Source organism: Pseudomonas viridiflava (genome assembly GCF_003702045.1).
GTDB lineage: Bacteria > Pseudomonadota > Gammaproteobacteria > Pseudomonadales > Pseudomonadaceae > Aquipseudomonas > Aquipseudomonas viridiflava_C.
This window is the reverse complement of record NZ_RBTP01000056.1, coordinates 148702-168342: the sequence shown is the minus strand read 5'-3', so window position 1 is coordinate 168342 and position 19641 is coordinate 148702. Positions and strand designations below refer to the sequence as shown.

The following is a 19641-nucleotide window of genomic DNA, read 5'->3' as shown; positions in this document are numbered from 1 at the left end:
TGGTCAGGCGAATAATTCTAGAACTTTTTATCACCTTTGTAAGGCGATGGCACGCTCGATTTCACTTAAACCGCCAATTAAACCTTGTTGCACCCCACCTCTACCCTCACCCTCTGTTCTGCATCATGGGCACCATGTAAACCGGTACTTCGGAAAGCTGTAAAACCCTGGCCGCCGTACGACCAATCGACGCGCCCTCTTTCGCCCTGTGGCTGTGACTGCCCACTACAAGCAAATCCACATCCAGTTTTCGCGCCTGCTCAAGAATCACGCTGGAGGGTTCTCCCTGAACGACCCGCACTGTGCGGATGAAAGACAGGTCTTTGTGACCATCACCCAGTTCCTCACGAAACCCGTCGAGCATCCGTTGCTCTATTGCATCCATGAACGCACTCACACCCCTGTCATGAAGTTCCCTCAACGCATCCTCACCCAGATAACTCTGCAGCACCGATTCGGCGAACAGCCCCATGGGTTCAACGACATGGATCACGTAAAGTTCGGCATCGAACGTCCGGGCCAATGCCAGCGCGTGTTGTGTCACATAAGGCGCGTACAGACCGAGGTCTGAGGCATAGAGCATCGAACGAACCATACAACCTCCCGAACAGCCACAATGGCGGAGATTGATTCAGCTTAGCAGCGCGCCAAAGGCTGCGACGGCGGGCAATTGACAGCCGGTCCGTTCAAGGCCTGATTTCGTTACTGATTCCGTGGGGAACATGGCCGGTAGCCACTACCTCACGGGCTTTTTCGCAGTGCCCGGGCTGATCATCGAAGAACACGTCGGCGGCAAAGGCTTCCAGGAAAGCCGATTTCTGCAACCCGCCCAAGAACAGCGATTCATCCAGTCGGATATCCCATTCACGCAATGTGCGTATCACGCGCTCATGAGCCGGCGCCGAACGGGCGGTCACCAGCGCAGTGCGGATCGGGCAGCTTGCCTCGGGAAATTCGCGCTGCAACAGATTGAGCGCGGCCAAGAACGGTTTGAATGGCCCACCCCGCAAGGGCTCGCGGGCAGATTCACGCTCGCTGGCCTGAAACGCCGCCAGTCCGCCGGACTGATAGATCCGCTCGGACTCATCGGAGAACAGCACCGCATCGCCATCGAACGCAATACGCAGCTCGGCGCTGGCCGCACGTCGCGCCCCGCCCGACAGGATCGTTGCGGCTGCAAACCCGGCATCCAGCGCGCTGCGCACGTCTTCGGCATGGGTCGACAGGAACAGATGGCAGCCGAACGCCGCCAGATAGGGATAAGGGCTGCGTCCGCCGACAAACGCAGCACGGCTGATGTCCAGCCCGTAATGCTGGATCGAATTGAACACCCGCAGCCCGGTATCGGCACTGTTGCGCGACACCAGCACCACCTCGACCCGCGCGCTGCTAAGGCTCGCGTTGAGGCTGAGCAGCTTTTCCACCAGCAGATAGGCGTCGCCCGGCTCCAGAATCTCGTCTTCATGCTCGATCTGATACTGGCGGTAAGCCTCGACACCTTGCGTCATGTACACCGCGTGGCTGTCGCTCAGATCGAACAGCGCTCGCGATGAGATCGCCAGTACCAACTTGTGACCTTCAGCGTCTGCCATGCCTTTTCCTCGTGTGTTTATCGGTTTTCACGGTCAATAAAGGCTAACGCCTGATACAGCGTGCGAACCCGTGGCATCTCGCAGCCCGCTTTCAATGCGGCCGCCAGCGGCCGGGCATAGATGGCGTCCAGTTCTAGCGGGCGCCGTTCAATCAGGTCGTGGTGCATGCTGGGCTTGTAGTCCGGCATGCCTTCGGTCACCGAGAACAGGTGACGCGCAATACCGTCCGGCAACGCATGACCACAGGCCTGTGCGCCCTGGACCACTTCATCCATCAGCGCCAGCACCAGATCTCGGCTGGCGGGGTCGCTCATCAAGCGCGATGTGCTGGTCCGCAACAGCGCCGAAAGCCCGTTATACGGCACGTTCCACACCAACTTCTGCCAGCGCGCCTGTTGCAGATTGGCCATCGCGTGGGCTTCGATGTCTGCGCGCCTGAACATATCCGCGCAGGCCTGGACAATAGACAGGCGTTCTGCGTCATCAGACGCCGGGCCGCTGTGATATCCCACGCTGACCGCACCGAAAGCCTGATGTGTCACGACGCCGGGCGCGGTTCGATGAACGCAGACGAAACACAGCCCACCCAGCACATGAAGGCCATCAGGCAACACGGCTCGCAACTGATCCTCGACCGCCAATCCGTTCTGCAAGAGCAGTACTTTCGCGCCCTCGGCGGCCATTCGGGTAATGATCGGACCCAGTTCGGCATTGCCGGTGCTTTTGGTGCCCACCAAAAGCCAGTCGCAGGGCGGCATATTGTCCGCCGAGCGGTAGGCTTGAACAGGGCTCAGATGCAGCGGGCCATGCACCGAACTGTTGACGTGAAGGCCGTCCTTCACGACCGCATTGAATTCGCTGCGCAGCAAAAAATGCACATCGAACCCGGCCCGTGCCAGCATCAGGCCGTAAAAGCCGCCGATGGCGCCAGTGCCTACAATGCCGATGCGTGGGCGTTTGGTCTCATTGCTCATAACGTCTCTCTTGCTGAGTGTCTGATTCAGGGCAATTCGTCAGGTGGGCTGCCCAGGGCACGCTCCAGCGCAGACGCTATTGACTCGAACGTCAGCGGTGCTCGAATCGCTCCGAAAAATGCACCGTCGCGTACCGCAAACAACGCCGGTAGATGAAACACCTCGTAGCGCTGCACGGCGCCGCCATTGTCCTGGGCGTCGATCCAGCACAGCCGGTCGATTGGCAGGCCCATGCCCGGCAACTGCTGCCTAGCCCAGCGGCAGGCCGAACAGCCGACGCTGGTGAAAATCACCAGTGACGTCCCCGGAAGCCCGAGCAATTGGTGGTCGATGTCCAGGTCGCTCAGTTGCAGTTCAATCAAAAAATTAGCCCTCACTTCAGGCGACACACTATCCGTTGCAGCGTCACGGGTTGCAAATGACAGATGCATTAAGGGGCATGAACTGCCGGTAAACCGGCCCAATGCGCAGCTTTGCCCATTGTCGAACAACGCGATAACGCGCTAAGGTTCCGCTCCCCACTGCGCTCAAACCTGCTGGGCACCGCCGCACAGGGGATCACAGGCGGCCAGTACCCGCGACCTGATGAGTAACACGATGGCTGATTTACCGATTGACGACCTCAACGTTGCATCCAACGAGACTCTGATCACACCGGATCAGCTCAAACGCGAAATCCCCCTGACCGACGCTGCGCTGCACACGGTCAGCCAGGGCCGCGAAGTGATCCGCAACATCCTCGACGGCAACGACCACCGCCTGTTCATCGTGATCGGCCCATGCTCGATCCATGACCTGAAAGCGGCCAAGGAATATGCCGAACGCCTCAAGGCGCTGGCTGCCGAAGTCTCGGACACTTTGTATCTGGTCATGCGCGTCTACTTCGAGAAACCGCGCACCACCGTCGGCTGGAAAGGCCTGATCAACGATCCGTACCTGGACGACTCGTTCAAGATTCAGGACGGCCTGCACATCGGTCGTCAGTTGCTGCTGGACCTGGCCGAGATGGGCCTGCCGACCGCAACCGAAGCGCTGGACCCGATCTCCCCGCAGTATTTGCAGGACCTGATCAGTTGGTCGGCCATCGGCGCCCGGACCACCGAATCCCAGACCCACCGCGAAATGGCGTCCGGCCTGTCGTCGGCCGTCGGTTTCAAGAACGGCACCGATGGCGGTCTGACAGTGGCCATCAACGCCTTGCAGTCGGTGTCCAGCCCGCACCGGTTCCTGGGTATCAATCAGGAAGGCGGCGTCTCTATCGTGACCACCAAAGGCAATGCCTACGGTCACGTGGTCCTGCGCGGCGGCAACGGCAAGCCCAACTATGACTCGGTGAGCGTCGCGCTCTGCGAACAAGCCTTGAACAAGGCCGGTATTCGTCCGAACATCATGGTCGATTGCAGCCACGCCAATTCCAACAAAGACCCTGCCCTGCAGCCGCTGGTCATGGAAAACGTCGCCAACCAGATCCTGGAAGGCAACGAGTCGATCATTGGCCTGATGGTTGAAAGTCATCTGAACTGGGGTTGCCAGGCAATTCCGAAAGACTTGTCCGAATTGCAATACGGCGTGTCCATCACCGATGCCTGCATCGATTGGGAAAGTACCGAAAAAACCCTGCGCAGCATGCACGCCAAACTCAAGGGTGTATTGCCGGCCCGCAAGCGTCAGTAAACGGTTATGCAGTCACGAAAACGCCGAGCAATGCTCGGCGTTTTTCATGCGGTTGATCAGGGCAACGGCGATCAGATTTTGGCGGCCTGTCGTTGGTGACGCTCCATGTACCGTTCCACATAAGAGCAGGAAGGAATCACCGTATAGCCCATGCTGTCGGCGTAATCGAGCGCCTTTTCGGTCAGCGCAGCAGCGATGCCCCTGCCTCGCAGTGCATCCGGGACGAAGGTCCGATAGAAATCCAGCGTCTGCTTACCCAGATCCATATAGGTCAGGTAGGCACGATGGCCGTCAATGTTGATTTCGAACTGATGGCCGGTCTGATCATGGTGGATGGACAACGCCTCGCTCATCGCTACTCCTCGCGGGTCTTGGAATTTGACCCCTACCTTACCGATCTTTTTCCGGCGAAGGAACATCTACGCCACCCTGTGCCTGTTTTGACACCGAGAAGAGCCTGGCCGATCTCTAAAAGAGCACCTGTAAATAGTAGGCGTCATTGCCGTTGATGCTCAAGTGCGTTGCTTATAAAAAAGCATAAAAACAAGCGTGAGTCGCAGCCGAACTCCACGCGACCCGCGCATCAGTTCATGCTGGAGGATCCAGACAACTCCGGTTCCGAACCATAGGCGCGCTTAGTCCACAAGTATGGAAAAGCGCTACACCCGGCATGAGAAGGCGATAACAAGCCGCCGTACATGGCCCGCTTGGGTTGGCTATGATGAGCCGCCTGGATCCGATTGTTATCGTCCCTTACAGCGGTCGTCGGTCACAGCAAAGTGGATAGTTTTTAGACAGTTTGCATGAGGAGTAACGCGGAACACTTTCAAAGCCAAGAAATTTATGCCCTTCTTGCGCTTCGTCCGTTTACTTACTACAAACAATGGGTACTATGTACGCCGGTCATTTTCTCACTTTCGAGAGATGACTAATTCGAATTAAGTCCTTGAAGGGGAACACGATGAACAACGTTCTGAAATTCTCTGCTCTGGCTCTGGCAGCAGTTCTGGCCACCGGTTGCAGCAGCGTATCCAAAGAAACCGAAGCTCGTCTGACAGCTACCGAAGACGCAGCAGCCCGTTCGCAAGCACGTGCCGACGAAGCCTACCGCAAGGCTGACGAAGCACTGGCTGCAGCTCAAAAAGCTCAGCAAACTGCTGACGAAGCCAACGAGCGCGCTCTGCGCATGTTGGACAAGGCTAGCCGCAAGTAATAGTCCCCTCGGGATTGTTGGAAGGCCGACCCGGCAACGGGTCGGCTTTTTTATTGGCTGACGTTTGAGATGTGTGGAGTGTGATCGCGCCCGAAGCCCTGTGCTCAGCGTTATATCCAGGTCATCTGGTTTCCAAAGGAAGCAGCAGCACTAACTCGCTTTTCTAACGCGATAGTCAGAACCCCGGCGAAGCCGGGGCCGGAACCGGAGCAAAGGGCTTTACTTGCTTTGGCCCCTCAAAGTAAGTCGCCGAGGGGCGAAAAGGTGACTTAAGCCGAGCGCATGGCTCACTGAATCGGCAGTCTGCTCCGCTTTTGACACGCAGCGTCACCGGCTGCGTGCCCTTGCGGAGCGATGAGCATGATCAAACGCTGCGGGATGGCACCACCCGAGGGTCGAGTGAGCCGAGCCTTCATCCGGTTACTGAAAAATAACCGGAGCCTCAGCCGCAGCAGGAGCCGTCCCCGGCACCGCGATCTCCACCGGCATGCCGTCTTCGGCCGCGACCACATCACGTACCAGGTCCCAGTTCATGCGCAGGTTATTGGCCAGATCGTCGCGCTTGAGCAGGGCGTTGATGACCGCCGTGTGCTTGTCGACCACCGAAGGATTGCCCAGATCATCCACCGGCGTGTGCGCTTCCAGGAAAACCTTACCGCCGCTCAGTCCGAACTTGTAGGGCTCGCTGATGATCCGCACCGTAGTGCCGACCGGCGCCATGTCGGCCAGCTCCAGCACATTGTCGTTGTACATGCGGAAACAGCCGTGGCTGGTGCGCATGCCGATGCCGAATTTCTTGTTCGAACCGTGGATCAGGTAGCCGGACATGCCCAGGCCGAACTTGAACGGCCCCAGCGGGTTATCGGGACCGGCCGGCACGACATTGGGCAACGGATCACCGTCTGCGGCATGCTCGGCCTTGATAGAGGCAGGAGGAGTCCAGGTCGGGTTCGGCGTCTTGGCCGTGACCTTGGTGACGCCGATGGGCGAACCCCAGCCCTCGCGACCGACACCCAGCGGATAGGTGTGCACCACGTTCTGCCCTTTCGGGTAGTAGTACATCCGGTACTCCGCCAGGTTGATCACGATTCCTTCACGCGGGCCCGGCGGCAGAATGAAACGGGTCGGCAGCACGATGTCTTTGCCTGCACCCGGCAGCCAGGGATCGACGCCCGGGTTGGCGGCAATCATTTCCAGATAGCCCAAGTCGTATTGGGTACCGATGTCAGCGAAGGTGTCTTCGTATTTGGCCTTGATGACCTGCACCTGCCCGACGATGTCCTCGCCGGGCGGCGGCAGAGGAAACTCCAGTGCATGGACAGAGCTCGCCGCGCAGAGAGCAGCAAGTGACAGACAGCGGGTAACGGCTGGAATGCGCGACAACATCCGGGAAGATCCTTCGGGTAACGGCGAGTTGGGAAAGAAGTGAAGTGTACACCTGCGTCCGGCGAATCGGGGATATCTGCGCCAGCCCTCTATTGGTAACGGCTATAACTCGGGCCAGATCGGGTTCATGCCTCGTCGCTGGGCATCCAGAATCGCCTTGCACAGGGGACACAAACGCTCATCGCGCAATGCATCGAGTTCGACCGCCGCCAGATGCGGTTGAGCCGGCAGCAAGGTGCCGCACAAGGTACGATCGATCGAACCGCCCAGCTCCAACTGACGGGCAATAAGATGCACCCGCACTTCCTGGCACGCGAACAGATCGAGCTGTTCGTCGGGCTCAAGCATTTGATAGGCATAAAGGGACCAGGCGGGACGCGGCATGGGGGGCTCCAGATCGGGGGCGCCACATTAGCCGAAAGCTCTCGCCTGGAAAAGCCTCAAAGCAGCGGTTTCAGGGTCGGCCAGACATTTTCCAGCAGTTTTTCCTGAGCCGCTGCCGCTGGATGAAGCCCATCGGCCTGCATCAACTGAGGCACGCCCCCCACCCCCTCCAGAAAGAACGGCACGAACGGGACCTTTTTCTCTGCGGCCAGGTGGCTGAAGACCTCCTCGAAGGCCTTGGTGTAACGCGGACCATAATTAGGCGGTATGCGCATCCCCAGCAGCAGCACCTTGGCGCCAGCGGCGCGGGAGCTGTCGATCATCGACGAAAGGTTTTGTTGCAATTGAGCAGGCAACTGACCACGAAGGCCATCGTTGCCACCCAATTCGAGAATAACCAGCTCAGGCTTATGCTCTGCAAGCAGCGCAGGCAGGCGCGCCTGACCTCCGGAGCTTGTGTCGCCGCTGATCGAGGCATTGACCACCTTATCGTCGAAACCCTGTGCCTTGAGCCGCTGTTCAAGCAGGCTCACCCACCCGACGCGGGTATCCAGTCCGAAAGCCGCGCTGATACTATCCCCAACGATTAACACCGTGCCCGCCACCGCGCCCTGTGACAGCAGCAGCAACCCCAGGCCAGCACTTAAAAACCACGCACGCATCGGATTCTCCATGAGTGAAAGTATTCTCAGTGCCCAAAGCCTCAGTAAAGTGGTCCCCAGCACCGAAGGTGACCTGACTATCCTGCACGAACTCTCCCTGGAACTAAACAAGGGCGACACGCTGGCCATCGTCGGGTCATCGGGTTCGGGTAAATCCACGCTGCTCGGTCTGCTCGCGGGGCTCGACCTGCCCAGTGCCGGTTCGGTGACCCTTGCAGGCCGCAACCTGAGCGAACTGGACGAAGACCAGCGTGCCCGGGTGCGCGCCGAGCATGTCGGTTTTGTCTTTCAGTCGTTCCAACTGCTCGACAGCCTGAATGCGCTGGAAAACGTCATGCTGCCGATGGAGCTGGAAGGCCGTCGCGACGCCCGCGAACAGGCGCGCAACCTGTTGGAGCGTGTCGGCTTGGGTCAGCGCCTGACCCACACGCCGCGCCAGCTGTCCGGCGGCGAGCAACAGCGTGTGGCCATCGCCCGCGCCTTCGCCGCGAACCCGGACGTGCTGTTTGCCGACGAACCCACCGGCAACCTGGACAGCCACACCGGCGAGCGCATCAGCGACCTGCTGTTCGAACTGAACAAGGAGCGCAACACGACGCTGGTGCTGGTCACTCACGATGAGCGTCTGGCGCATCGCTGCCGACGCCTGATCCGCCTTGAAGGGGGCCGTCTGGTCGCCCCGCTGGAGCCTTGATGGCACGCCTGCCTTTTGTTCGTCTGCTGAGCCTTGCTGCTCGCCAGTTGCTGCGTGATGCACGCGCCGGTGAGTTGCGGGTGCTGTTCTTTGCCTTGCTGGTGGCGGTCGCGGCCAGTACTGCCATCGGCTACTTCGGCGCACGCCTGAATGGCGCCATGCTGCTGCGTGCCACGGAGTTTCTGGGTGCAGACTTGATTCTGGAAGGTTCGAGCCCCGCCCGCCCCGAGCAGGTACGAGAAGGTGAGCAGCTGCAGCTCAAGCATGCGCAGATTGTCGTCTTCTCCAGCGTGATCGCCACGGACGCCGGCATTCAACTGTCGAGCATCAAGGCGGTGGATGACGCTTATCCACTGCGCGGCGAATTGAAAAGCGCGGCGGATGTGTATCAGACCGAAGAAACCGGCAGCGGGCCGAAACCCGGCGAAGCCTGGGCAGAGGCGCGCTTGTTTCCTGCCGTCAACCTGAAGATCGGCGACGACATCGACGTCGGCTCCAAGACGCTTAAGCTGACCCGCGTGCTGACCTATGAGCCGGACCGCGCCGGCAATTTCTACAGCCTCACGCCTCGGGTCATGATCAACCGGCAGGATCTGGCTGCTACGGGCGTAGTGCAGCCTGGCAGCCGGGTCACTTACAGGGAAATGTGGAGCGGTCCACCGGAAACGCTGGCTGCCTATCGCAAGGCCATAGAACCGGGCCTGGAACCGCATCAGGAAATAAAGGACGCCCGCGATGGCAGCCAGCAGATCGGCGGTGCCTTGGGTAAAGCCGAACGCTATCTGAACATGGCCAGTCTGGTCGCGGTGTTATTGGCCGGCGTTGCGGTTGCGCTTTCGGCTTCACGCTTTGCGGCACGACGCTTCGACGCCAGCGCCCTGCTCCGCTGCCTGGGCCTGTCACGAGGCGAAGCGATGGCGCTGTTCAGCCTGCAGCTGGCAATCATCGGCCTGCTGGCGAGCCTGAGCGGTGCCATGCTGGGCTGGCTGGCGCAGTTGGGGCTGTTCGCCCTGCTGCAAAACCTGTTGCCGACCACCGTCCCGCCCGGCGGCCTGCTGCCTGCCCTCGCGGGTATGGGCACCGGCTTGGTGGCGCTGGCCGGTTTTGCCTTGCCTCCATTGGCCGCCCTGGGTCGTGTGCCACCTTTGCGGGTACTGCGTCGGGACATGCTGCCAATTCCGGCCAGTTCCTGGCTGGTGTACGGCGCCGCGCTGCTGGCGCTGGGTCTGATCATGTGGCGCCTGAGCCTGGATCTGGTCCTGACCTTTGCCCTGCTGGGCGGGGGAATCGTTGCGGCACTGATACTCGGCAGTCTGTTGCTGCTGGGGCTCAAGAGTCTGCGCCGCTTGCTGTCGGGTGCATCGTTGCCGTGGCGGCTGGGCCTTGGCCAACTGCTGCGTTATCCGCTGGCGGCGGCCGGTCAATCGCTGGCATTCGGTCTGATCCTGCTGTCGATGGGCTTGATCGCACTGCTACGCGGCGAGCTGCTCGATACCTGGCAGAACCAGTTGCCCAAAGACGCACCGAATTATTTCGTGCTCAACGTGCTGCCGTCAGAGAAAGAAAACTTTGCCCAGGCCATGAGCAAGCTGTCCACCCACTCGGCACCGCTGTATCCAGTAGTGCCGGGGCGACTGACCAGCATCAATGGCGAGCCGGTGGGCAATTTCGTCACCAAGGACTCACGCGGTGAAAATGCCACGCGACGTGATTTGAGCCTGACCTGGGCTGCCGACATGCCCGAAGGCAACACGCTGACGGCAGGCCAGTGGTGGAAAGACCTCCCCGCCGATGCCAAGCCTGATGCGACACCGGGCGTTTCGATCGAAGCCAAACTGGCCCAGAGCCTGCAGATCAAGCTCGGTGATCGCCTGAGCTTCATCGTGGGCGGCCTTAACCGCGACGCGGTCGTTACAAGCCTCAGGGACGTGAACTGGGATACCTTCCAACCCAACTTCTTCATGATCTTCCAGCCAGGCACACTGGCCGATCTGCCGACCACCTACCTGACCAGCTTCTATCTGCCCAAGGGTCAGGACAAGCAAATCGTCGAACTGTCGAGGGCGTTCCCGGCCATCAGCATTCTGGGTGTGGAAGCGCTGCTGGAGCAGGTGCGCAGCATTCTCGATCAGGTCACGCTGGCGGTGCAGTTCGTGTTGCTGTTTGTGTTGGCCGCGGGCGTGGCCGTGCTGTTCTCAGGCTTGCAGGCAACGCTGGATGAGCGCATCCGTCAGGGCGCACTGCTGCGGGCGCTGGGCGCGGAGCGAGCGTTGCTGATCAAGTCGCGCAGGATCGAGTTCGGCCTGCTGGGAGCCGCAAGCGGTCTGCTGGCAGCGCTGGGCTGTGAGTTGGTGAGTTTCGTGCTGTACCGCTACGCCTTTTCACTGGAATGGAGCCCGCATCCGTGGCTGTTGCTGCTGCCGGTGATCGGCGCGTTGCTGGTGGGCGGTGCCGGTGTGTTCGGTACGCGCCGCGCATTGAATGCCAGCCCGCTGACGGTGCTGCGAGAGGGTTGATCGCCAATGTATTTACCCGCGAGAGCTCTTGGTTCTCGCGGTAAATACGGCGCGCATTGCTTGATCAGAAGCGGCTCGGCGGCGACGACTGGAGCCTCTTGGCTCTTGGGGTAACTTCCGGACCGTGGAAGCGGACTTGGCCGCGAATGGAGCATCTCAGTCGCTGCATCCTTATCCAGATAAACTGCATCTTCGCGGACAAACGGAACGCCAAACGGTCCGCTCCTGACAAGAGCGAGTCGATACCGCGTTTACTTCTCGTAAACAATGCTGTTCACGAACCACAGCTTCTCGCCCTCGGGCGTGTTGACGATCACTTCGTCGCCCTCTTCCTTCTTCAGCAGCGCCCGCGCCATCGGTGAGTCGATGGAAATGTAATCGTTGCGACCATAAATTTCGTCGTAACCCACGATGCGAAATTTCTTCAGGTCACCGTCCTCGTTTTCGATTTCGACCCATGCACCGAAGAACACACGGCCTTCCTGCTCGGGCGAGTACTGCACCACGCGCATGTCTTCCAGACGCTTGCGCAGGTAACGCACGCGACGGTCGATCTCGCGCAGCAGCTTCTTGTTGTACTGGTAGTCGGCGTTCTCGCTGCGATCACCCAGCGAGGCCGCCCAGGCCACCTTCTGAGTAATGTCGGGACGGTGCTCGCGCCACAGATAGTCGAGTTCTTTCTTCAGGGCATCGTGCCCCTGTTTGGTGATGATCTTTGTACTCAAGAGGGTCCCCATACACACAAAAATCAGCCCGACAGACGCTAAACGGTTAGCGCCGCGCCACCTCGTGGCGGATGCAGCCATCATAGTAAATCTGTTTGACGCTGTCGGGCTTGAGACGAGAATCGCTGTCGTACGTCTGCTCGGTAATGCCCAGCGCCATCGGGCGCATCCATTGCTTGGCGAATTTACGCGCCTGAAGCTTCTGCCGCGCACCATAACGGGTGACGCCCGATAGCTTGGACGCCTGCGCGCCGCCAGCGATGGTTGAGCCCCAGCGGCACAAGTAGCGTTCACTTTCCGTCGCGTTTCGGGCTTGGGCAGACAGCGCAACACCCGACAGCGTCAGGCAAGCCAGAGCACAATAAACCAATCGCATGCGCACACCACACCTAATCCTTTGATAAGGCGGCGATTTTGCCTATCAAGCGAAGCGGTGGGGGCCAGCATAATGCCTTCTGACGCTCAGCAACGTGCCATTGCTCAACCGAACGTAATCAAGCCCTGACGAGCGACACGTGTGAGGTCACGAATCACCTGCTTTACATCCTCTGCATTCGGCGACTGAATCACGGCTAGGTCAAACTGGTCGTTGGCGAAGTGGCTAAGCGGCTGGCGAGCGTCTACAAACTGAATCAGGAAAGCACAGGAGCCGCCCCGACGACGTGGCCAGCCATCCAGGTAACGCAACAGTGTCGGCTGATGGGAACCGGCGAGGAGAATTTTTGGATTCTTGCGAGCCAGCACAGTGCTGATCGGCGACAGACGAAGAAGGGGGCGCAGGTTATTCATGGTTTTGTCTCTGCCTCAAAAGCTCCGCTGGGCAGCGGTGAGAGGCAACACCGAACCAACGTTTTAGCGGTATTTCGACAAGGTTCGAACCCTGTCAGGCGCCCCGCAAGTAGTTGTTAAATCGGCGCTTGAACACGCATCCTAGAGAAGCGCTCCGCTCATTGTCAATCACCTTGCCCTACAATCCTGCCGAAACGCAGAAGGCCCACGTTCACGTGGGCCTTCTGTCTTGCAGCAGCACGGTTTATCGAGTGATGACACGGTCCAGAGACAATCTACCTGCACCTTCGATCAACACCGCCAGCGCTCCACCCAACAGCGCGAGGGCATATTCATACCCGTTGTTGGCCATGAAGAAACCGTTGCCGATGTGTACGGTGAAGATCGCCACCAGCAACAGGACAGTCACCAACGCCGCAGCCGGACGAGCCAGCAGCCCCAACAACAGGCCCAGACCGCCAAAGAACTCGGCACTACCCGACAACAGCGCCATCAGGTAGCCGGGCGTCAGACCCAGACTTTCCATGTACTGCGCCGTGCCTTCCAGGCCATACCCTCCGAAGGCGCCAAACAGTTTCTGGCTGCCGTGAGCGATGAAGGCGATGCCGACGATGACACGCAAAATGGTAAGGCCGTAGCCAGCGCGGGTGGTGAGTACGGATTTGATCAAGCTATTCATGCGGGCGTGCTCCAAAGTCGATTAAGTGAGAGTGGCGCCATCATAATCAAAACGACTCATATGAAAACGACAATAACTGGCGCACACCTATCGAAATAATTGATCAACGCCTGACCGTCGATTTTCCAGCGGCCTCTTTTTCAAGCGAATCGCGCTGACGATCAAAGGCCAGGTAGTACTTGTTCACGCTGTTGACGAACGTGACCACGTTGGCCCCGCCCTGCTCCATCGCAACACGCTCGGTCTGGAAGAACCACTGATTGGGGTTGAGCCCGCGCCTTCTGGCTTCGTCACGCATGCTCTGCACACGCTCAGGGCCCATGTTGTAAGCGGCCATCGTAAACGCCATGCGCTCGCGCTCGTTGACCCTGGGACTGGAAAAATACCGACGCTTGATCGACGCCATGTAACGCGACGCGGCGCGAACGTTGTCGTCCGCACTCTGGATATTCGTGACCCCGACACTCTTGGCGGCCGATGGCGTGATCTGTAGCAGCCCGGTCGCACCACCACTGCCCTTGGCCGACGGATCGAGCTTGGATTCCTTGAACGCCAGGGCTGCCAGATCCAGCCAGTCCATGCCCTGCGCATCGGCATGGCGCTGCAGCAACGGACGCAACTGCTCCAGCCGCTGGATGTTGCCGCGCACCAACGGATTGTTGACCCGGTACATGTTCTTGTAAGCCTTTTCAAAAGCTACGTCCTGCCGGGAGGACGGTGTGTAACCCTTGAGGAAATCATTGATGCTGGCACGCAGCGTGGTGGCGTTGTCACGCACGAACCAGCTGACATCGCCATGTGTTTTCAGGGACAGCCCGCGATCCAGACGCAGCTTGGGCATGACCCCCGCCCAGCGCTCGGCAATCGGCTGCTCGACTAGGGTCATCGGGTAGATACCGGCCTGCACCATCTCCAGTACGTCTTCGACGGCAAGGCTGGGATCGACCCACTCGATCTTCACCGGCGGCAGCTTGCGCAGCTCCAGTTGGCGATTGACCTGATGCAGGGCTTCGTCCGCGGCACTGCCGGTGGCCAGACTCAAGGTCCTGCCGGACAACTGCTCCACACGCCGCACGCTGCGGTCGCCGCGCAGGCCAACCAGCACCAGTGGCACATCGTGAATGATCGGATCGCTGGCCTGAACGCCCTTGGCGTCGCTTACGTCCAGCAGCTCGCCAGGGGCGATCAAATCACCTTCGCCGCGCTGCAGCGCGCTAAGCAACTGATTCTTGGCTTTGGGAATGACTTTGAAGGTGACTTTCTGTCCATCGCGGGCGTGGCTGTTGAGGTAGCGCTCGAACGCCTCCAGGCGGTGGTACTCGACTCCGATCTCCTGGCCCTTGACGTCGCCGGAGCTGTTGCGGCTCTGATTGACCAGCACGCGCAGCACCTTGCTGCTGCGAATGGCCGCCAGATCACGCACCGGGGGCGCGTGCGGCGTGGTAACCACAGGCCCGGCAGACGCAACCGGACGTGCAGACACTTCAGCCGATAAGGTCGTTAGAAAGGGCACCATGCAGACAATGGACACAAGCGTGGATCGGATCATTCATTCCCCAGGTGGCATCGCCGTAACATGAAAAAGGAACTCTGGAAGTCACGCAGCCGCATCAACATTGAAGAAAAGCATCGAGTCCTTGAGCTCAACCGTTTGAATAGCCAGCGTTTTCTTGTTTTTACCGAAGCTCTGATATGCTCGGCAGCCTTGCGCTGGAGGTAGCACCATGCAACTCATCGACATTGGCGTCAATCTGACGAACGCCAGCTTCGCTTCGCAGCGACAGGCGGTACTCGACCGTGCCTATGCCGCAGGCGTCGATCAACTCGTCGTCACCGGCACCAGTGTCCAGGGCAGCGAAGAAGCGTTGCAGCTGTGTCTGGAACTGGACGACAGTGCTCAGCGACTGTTCTGCACGGCCGGTATTCACCCCCACTCGGCGAGCGATTGGACCGGCGATACCGAGAAACAGTTGCATGCCCTGCTCAAGGAAAAACGTGTGCGGGCGGTCGGTGAATGCGGACTGGATTTCAACCGCGACTTCTCCCCTCGCCCGCAGCAGGAGAAAGTCCTGGAAGCGCATCTGGCGATGGCAGTGGAACTGCAATTGCCGGTCTTCCTGCACGAGCGCGACGCCAACCCGCGAATGCTGGAGATCCTGCGTGATTACCGCGATCGCTTGCCCGCCGCCGTGGTGCATTGCTTTACCGGCGAGCGCGCTGCGCTGTTCAGTTATCTGGACCTGGACCTGCACATCGGCATTACCGGCTGGATCTGTGACGAACGCCGCGGCACGCACCTGCATCCGTTGGTGGGCAACATTCCTCGCGGCCGCCTGATGCTGGAAAGCGACGCGCCGTATTTGCTGCCGCGCAGCCTGCGGCCCAAGCCGAAGAACGGCCGTAACGAGCCTGCCTACTTGCCTGAGGTGCTGCGTGAGGTGGCGCTGCACCGAGGCGAATCTCAAGAGGACCTGGCCCGTCACAGCACTACGTGTGCCCGTGAGTTCTTTGGCTTGCCTGCTGTGGAACAGGCCATCCAGGAAAATCCGCAGCTTTCTTGATCCGCGTCAAAGGTCACTTCGATGACCGGAATACAGTAATGGCACCTTGCTGCTATCACTACCGAACATCGAAGAAGACCCCTCATGCGCTCATGGCTTGGCAACCTGTCACTCAAATATAAATTCTGGGCCGTCAACGCGGTTGCGTTCATCACCACCCTGCTGCTGGTGCTGTATGCCGTGCATCTGGAGCAGCAATCGCTGGCGGCATCGGCGCGCAACGCCGCACAACTGATCGCCCAATGGCCTGCCACTCAGCCGCTGCCCGCCGAGGGCGCAGCGCTCATGTCCGCGCCTGCTTTTATGGACGTGCTCGCACAGCACGTTGCCCACTACGCATTGGCGGTCTTCATATTGATGGTGGTCATGCTCGGCGCATCGCAGTTGCTGATCCGTTTTTTGCTCAGCCAGCTCAACACCCTCAAGGACGTGATGCTGCATGTGGAAAAAACCGGTGATCTGTCGGCCCGCGTGCCAAACGGCAATGACGATGAAGTCGGGCAGATGGCCAAGGCCTTCAATGCGTTGCAGGCCGGTTATCAACGGGTAGTTGCGACGGTTTCGCAGAGTGCCATCAGGCTCGATCAGGGCGCCGCGCATTTGGCCTGTGGCATGTCCGAGGTGCGCCACGGCATGCTCGGTCAGCAGAGCGAAACCGATCAGGTCGCCACGGCAATCAATGAGATGACCGCCACCGTGCACCACATCGCTCGGCACGCCACCACCACACGCGATCAGTCACAGACCGCCGATGCACTGGCCAGCAGTGGCAAGGCGGTGGTGGACCGCGTGCAGGTGTCCATTGCCGGGCTGTCCAGCGGCGTGCAGCAGACGGCCGAGATGATTCAGCGCATGGCCGCCGACAGCCAGAAGATCAACGGCGTGGTCAACGTGATTCACAGCATTGCCGAGCAAACCAACCTGCTGGCGCTCAACGCAGCAATCGAGGCGGCGCGGGCTGGCGAGATGGGTCGCGGCTTTGCCGTGGTTGCCGACGAGGTACGCAACCTTGCCAAGCGTGTGCAGACCTCCACCGACGAAATCACCACAATGGTTTCCGCCTTGCAGAGCGGCACCCGTGATGCCGTGGATTTCATGCAGGACAGCTCGTACAAGGCCGATGAATGCGTGCAGCAGGCCCGTGAGGCGGGCGACGCCTTGGCGGCGATTGCCGATGCCGTGGCGCAAATGCGTGAAAGCAATACGCAGATCGCGGTTGCTGCCCAGCAACAGAGCCAGGTGGCCGAAGAGATGAACCGGGCGGTGGTGAGCATTCGCGACGTGACAGAACGCACCGTCACCCAGACTGTGGAATCGGCCAACACCAGTGGCGAACTTGCGGTATTGGCAGGGGAACTGAACACGGCCATCGGGCAGCTCAGACTTTAAATCGCTTTCTGTAAACGGCTATCACGCCGATAGTCAGCCTTGACTCGCGGACGGTCGGCGTCAGGCCTATTCTTCACGCATTGAAACAGGCGTTGAATGCATTGAAGAGGACAGCAGTATGGGCAAGCGACTTCCCAATTTACACACATGGCAGTGGCGTGGTTACGCAGACAATCATCGGCACCCGGCCAATCTGGTTTTACACCTGATTGCCGTCCCCTTGTTCATCCTGGCCGCCCTGCTGATCGTTGACGGACTGTTTACGCTGAGCGTTTCATCGATTGCCATCGGCGTGATCGGGTTGGTGGCCGCGCTGGCTTTTCAGCGCCACGGCCACACGCTGGAGCGGCGTCCGCCCGAACCTTTCAGTGATCGCAGCGATGCGGTCAAGCGGTTGTTGGTTGAGCAGTTCGTGACTTTCCCACGCTTTGTGCTCAGCGGCGCGTGGTGGCGGGCCTGGAAGGAACGGCATCGGCGATAGCGTTAAAGCGCGTTTTTGCTACAGCCTGGTTTTACAGCAAGACACAGACTGTGTGAGGCGGCTTGCCGGCGATCTGGCGGCTGCTGCGCAACCCATCGCCGCCGTCGTAACCTGCGAGAGCTCCCACACCTTTCGGGCAAAAGCCATTTCAGCTTTACCCGGCCGATTCAGGGTGTTTGAAACAGGCGGCTTGCATCATCTGATCACGCGCCGTTAACCAAACACTGTCACCGTCTGACGACTGATCGCAATCAACTCACCCTCAGGGGTCCACATCGCCGCAGCGGTATGCCCATAGCCGTCGCGGGCATGTTCAATCACTGCGCGATAGCTGCACCATTGCAAGGTGTCGAGCGCCAGCTGGGGTTGCACGAATTCGATGGTCCAGGTCAGCGAACTGCCGGGGGCGGGTCTGTTGAGGTGTGGCAACACCGCAGGCGGCCAACTGTCGACCAGCGCCAGAATGTGCGCCTCGGTCATTGTTTGAGACTGCACGGTGTCCCGAAAGCGGACGTAGCCACCAATGGCAGGCGACGGGGTGTTGCTGAACGGCATCCCGCCCAGCGCCCAGCGAAGCTCCATGAAGCGCAGGTACTCCGGCATGATGCCGCTGACAAAAGGCAGCTCGGCACATGCCTCGACAGGCTTGAGGGCAGGCGCGTGCTCTGCTTTGACCGAAATCATTGACTCACGTGCCGCGCCGAAACTACCTTGCATCAGCGTCATGACCTGGCCGTTCTGCATGGCGCGCCCCAGCACCTGGCTGACGGCTTTACCGTGACGCAGGATCTCGACCTCAAACGAAATCGGCACGCCTGGCTCGGCAGGCCCGACGAAGGTGATCGCCAGTGAACGCACGGGACGCCCTTGGGGGACCTGCGCGCGCATCGACTCAAAGCTCAACGCCGCCATCAATCCGCCAAAGCAGGCACGGCCTTGCGCCCACTCAGCCGGAATGATCACGGAGCCGGGGTTGTCTCGTACAGCGTCGATCAGTTCTGAAAATGTCATGTGGCGTCCCAGCAGAGAATGGAGGCAAGTCAGGGGATGGTACTCATCCCCTGCCCCACTGACATGCTAAATATCGGCCATTATTGCGGCCTGAATGACCTGTTTGCCGTAGGAAAGGCTTTATAAAGCCTGCGTTCAGAAACAGGCCTTCGCCAGCCGCTTCAACGACGCTTCAGCCTTGCGCTCGGCCCGCACGATTCCGATCTGCCAGCCGGCGATGCAAGGCGCCAGGTCCGGCTGTTCGCCTGCCTGCGCCAGCCATTGCAGGTGGTCATGCCAGTCACCCAGCTCACTCTGCGCCGACTTGAGGCGCGCCTGCATGTTCTTCGGCTGATGGCTCAGTTCCGGGTACGCCTCGGCGGCGTAACGCACACGCTTGATCAACAGGCGCAGGTCATGACGATCATGATCCGGTTCGGCCATCGCCGTGCGCAGCTTGCGCCACTGCTTGTCCATGCGCTTCTCGATGGTTTTGCGCAGCCCCCGCAGCAGGCCCTGACGCTGTTGCATGCGCAGCATCGTCGGGAACTGGTCGATCAATGTCAGCAGACGGGTCAGTTCGCCGGATTTCGCCACACGCGGGCAGGCGCTGCTCAAGTGTTCATGCCGTTTGCGCGCGGCATCACTCAGGCCCTGCTTGTCGAGAAACGCGGCGAGCACCTGCATATCGCGCAGCGGGGTCGTCAACTGGCCCACGGCCTTGGCGGCGTCTTCGAGTGGGGTGACCCCGGAAAACTCACGCAGAGGCCGCAGCACACTGCGCAGACGGCGCACGGTGGTGCGCAGATCATGCAGCGCTTCACTGTCGGTCGAGACGGCCAGTCGTGCCTGACAGGCAAGCAGTTTGACGTCCAGTGCCAGAACTTCAGCGACCAGATGATCCACCATTGAAGACATGCAATTCCCCCTTA

22 protein-coding genes are annotated in these 19641 nt (G+C 59.9%); 7 read left to right on the top strand and 15 right to left on the bottom strand.

The window, feature by feature from the left end:
* Window positions 1-106: 106 nt before the first annotated feature.
* The 4 genes from ALP40_RS17660 to ALP40_RS17645 form a co-directional block, all read right to left on the bottom strand.
* The gene (locus ALP40_RS17660) at window positions 107-595 is read right to left on the bottom strand and encodes a universal stress protein (protein ID WP_122209490.1); all 489 of its coding nucleotides are present in this window, start codon (window positions 593-595) and stop codon (window positions 107-109) included.
* 91 nt (window positions 596-686) lie between these two features.
* The gene (locus ALP40_RS17655; RefSeq protein WP_122209489.1) at window positions 687-1592 is read right to left on the bottom strand and encodes a 5'-nucleotidase; all 906 of its coding nucleotides are present in this window, start codon (window positions 1590-1592) and stop codon (window positions 687-689) included.
* Between the two features lie 17 nt (window positions 1593-1609).
* Window positions 1610-2566, bottom strand: a complete 957-nt coding sequence (locus ALP40_RS17650; RefSeq protein ID WP_122209488.1) for a putative 2-dehydropantoate 2-reductase — start codon at window positions 2564-2566, stop codon at window positions 1610-1612.
* A gap of 26 nt (window positions 2567-2592) precedes the next feature.
* Window positions 2593-2928 carry a thioredoxin gene (locus ALP40_RS17645; protein ID WP_122209487.1) on the bottom strand — a complete coding sequence of 112 codons (336 nt, stop codon included), beginning with the start codon at window positions 2926-2928 and terminating at the stop codon, window positions 2593-2595.
* A gap of 235 nt (window positions 2929-3163) precedes the next feature.
* Between ALP40_RS17645 and ALP40_RS17640 the strand changes: the two genes are divergently transcribed.
* On the top strand, window positions 3164-4240 hold the full coding sequence (locus ALP40_RS17640; protein ID WP_181115578.1) for a 3-deoxy-7-phosphoheptulonate synthase: 1077 nt from the start codon (window positions 3164-3166) through the stop codon (window positions 4238-4240).
* A gap of 71 nt (window positions 4241-4311) precedes the next feature.
* Here the strand turns inward: ALP40_RS17640 and ALP40_RS17635 are convergent, their stop codons facing one another.
* Window positions 4312-4593 (bottom strand): GNAT family N-acetyltransferase, encoded by a 282-nt coding sequence (locus ALP40_RS17635; protein WP_004887702.1) that lies wholly within the window; start codon window positions 4591-4593, stop codon window positions 4312-4314.
* Between the two features lie 608 nt (window positions 4594-5201).
* Here ALP40_RS17635 and oprI point away from each other — a divergent pair.
* Window positions 5202-5453: an outer membrane lipoprotei OprI gene (oprI, locus tag ALP40_RS17630; protein ID WP_002553018.1), complete on the top strand. Its 252-nt coding sequence runs from the start codon at window positions 5202-5204 to the stop codon at window positions 5451-5453.
* A gap of 420 nt (window positions 5454-5873) precedes the next feature.
* On the opposite strand, the gene ALP40_RS17625 is transcribed toward oprI, so the two are convergent.
* The 3 genes from ALP40_RS17625 to ALP40_RS17615 form a co-directional block, all read right to left on the bottom strand.
* The gene (locus ALP40_RS17625) at window positions 5874-6839 is read right to left on the bottom strand and encodes a L,D-transpeptidase family protein (RefSeq protein ID WP_122209484.1); all 966 of its coding nucleotides are present in this window, start codon (window positions 6837-6839) and stop codon (window positions 5874-5876) included.
* A gap of 102 nt (window positions 6840-6941) precedes the next feature.
* Window positions 6942-7223 carry a hypothetical protein gene (locus tag ALP40_RS17620; RefSeq protein WP_083181989.1) on the bottom strand — a complete coding sequence of 94 codons (282 nt, stop codon included), beginning with the start codon at window positions 7221-7223 and terminating at the stop codon, window positions 6942-6944.
* 56 nt (window positions 7224-7279) lie between these two features.
* Window positions 7280-7885, bottom strand: a complete 606-nt coding sequence (locus ALP40_RS17615) for an arylesterase (RefSeq protein WP_122209483.1) — start codon at window positions 7883-7885, stop codon at window positions 7280-7282.
* 10 nt (window positions 7886-7895) lie between these two features.
* Between ALP40_RS17615 and ALP40_RS17610 the strand changes: the two genes are divergently transcribed.
* Window positions 7896-8579 (top strand): ABC transporter ATP-binding protein, encoded by a 684-nt coding sequence (locus tag ALP40_RS17610; protein ID WP_122209482.1) that lies wholly within the window; start codon window positions 7896-7898, stop codon window positions 8577-8579.
* Window positions 8579-11095 (top strand): ABC transporter permease, encoded by a 2517-nt coding sequence (locus ALP40_RS17605; RefSeq protein ID WP_122209481.1) that lies wholly within the window; start codon window positions 8579-8581, stop codon window positions 11093-11095. Before ALP40_RS17610 ends, ALP40_RS17605 begins: the two co-directional genes overlap by 1 nt.
* A gap of 251 nt (window positions 11096-11346) precedes the next feature.
* Here the strand turns inward: ALP40_RS17605 and greB are convergent, their stop codons facing one another.
* The 5 genes from greB to ALP40_RS17580 form a co-directional block, all read right to left on the bottom strand.
* Window positions 11347-11820: a transcription elongation factor GreB gene (greB, locus tag ALP40_RS17600; RefSeq protein ID WP_122209480.1), complete on the bottom strand. Its 474-nt coding sequence runs from the start codon at window positions 11818-11820 to the stop codon at window positions 11347-11349.
* Between the two features lie 46 nt (window positions 11821-11866).
* Complete coding sequence (locus ALP40_RS17595; protein ID WP_122209479.1) at window positions 11867-12196, bottom strand: hypothetical protein; 330 nt, start codon at window positions 12194-12196, stop codon at window positions 11867-11869.
* A gap of 104 nt (window positions 12197-12300) precedes the next feature.
* Window positions 12301-12609 (bottom strand): class I SAM-dependent methyltransferase, encoded by a 309-nt coding sequence (locus ALP40_RS17590; protein WP_122209478.1) that lies wholly within the window; start codon window positions 12607-12609, stop codon window positions 12301-12303.
* Window positions 12610-12853: 244 nt separating this feature from the next.
* The gene (locus ALP40_RS17585) at window positions 12854-13288 is read right to left on the bottom strand and encodes a DoxX family protein (RefSeq protein WP_122209477.1); all 435 of its coding nucleotides are present in this window, start codon (window positions 13286-13288) and stop codon (window positions 12854-12856) included.
* Window positions 13289-13391: 103 nt separating this feature from the next.
* Window positions 13392-14837 carry a transglycosylase SLT domain-containing protein gene (locus tag ALP40_RS17580; RefSeq protein WP_122209476.1) on the bottom strand — a complete coding sequence of 482 codons (1446 nt, stop codon included), beginning with the start codon at window positions 14835-14837 and terminating at the stop codon, window positions 13392-13394.
* 175 nt (window positions 14838-15012) lie between these two features.
* Here ALP40_RS17580 and ALP40_RS17575 point away from each other — a divergent pair, with 175 nt between their 5' ends.
* From ALP40_RS17575 to ALP40_RS17565, 3 genes are all read left to right on the top strand, one after another.
* Complete coding sequence (locus tag ALP40_RS17575; RefSeq protein WP_122209475.1) at window positions 15013-15849, top strand: TatD family hydrolase; 837 nt, start codon at window positions 15013-15015, stop codon at window positions 15847-15849.
* 84 nt (window positions 15850-15933) lie between these two features.
* A complete protein-coding gene (locus ALP40_RS17570) occupies window positions 15934-17238 on the top strand; it encodes a methyl-accepting chemotaxis protein (protein ID WP_122209474.1) in 1305 nt (434 codons plus the stop codon).
* Between the two features lie 118 nt (window positions 17239-17356).
* The gene (locus ALP40_RS17565; RefSeq protein WP_122209473.1) at window positions 17357-17719 is read left to right on the top strand and encodes an Mpo1-like protein; all 363 of its coding nucleotides are present in this window, start codon (window positions 17357-17359) and stop codon (window positions 17717-17719) included.
* A gap of 213 nt (window positions 17720-17932) precedes the next feature.
* Here the strand turns inward: ALP40_RS17565 and ALP40_RS17560 are convergent, their stop codons facing one another.
* Entirely contained in the window at window positions 17933-18730 is a 798-nt protein-coding gene (locus ALP40_RS17560; protein WP_122209472.1) for an acyl-CoA thioesterase II, read from the bottom strand.
* A 135-nt stretch (window positions 18731-18865) separates the two neighbouring features.
* A complete protein-coding gene (locus tag ALP40_RS17555; RefSeq protein WP_122209471.1) occupies window positions 18866-19627 on the bottom strand; it encodes a CHAD domain-containing protein in 762 nt (253 codons plus the stop codon).
* Window positions 19628-19641 lie beyond the last annotated feature (14 nt).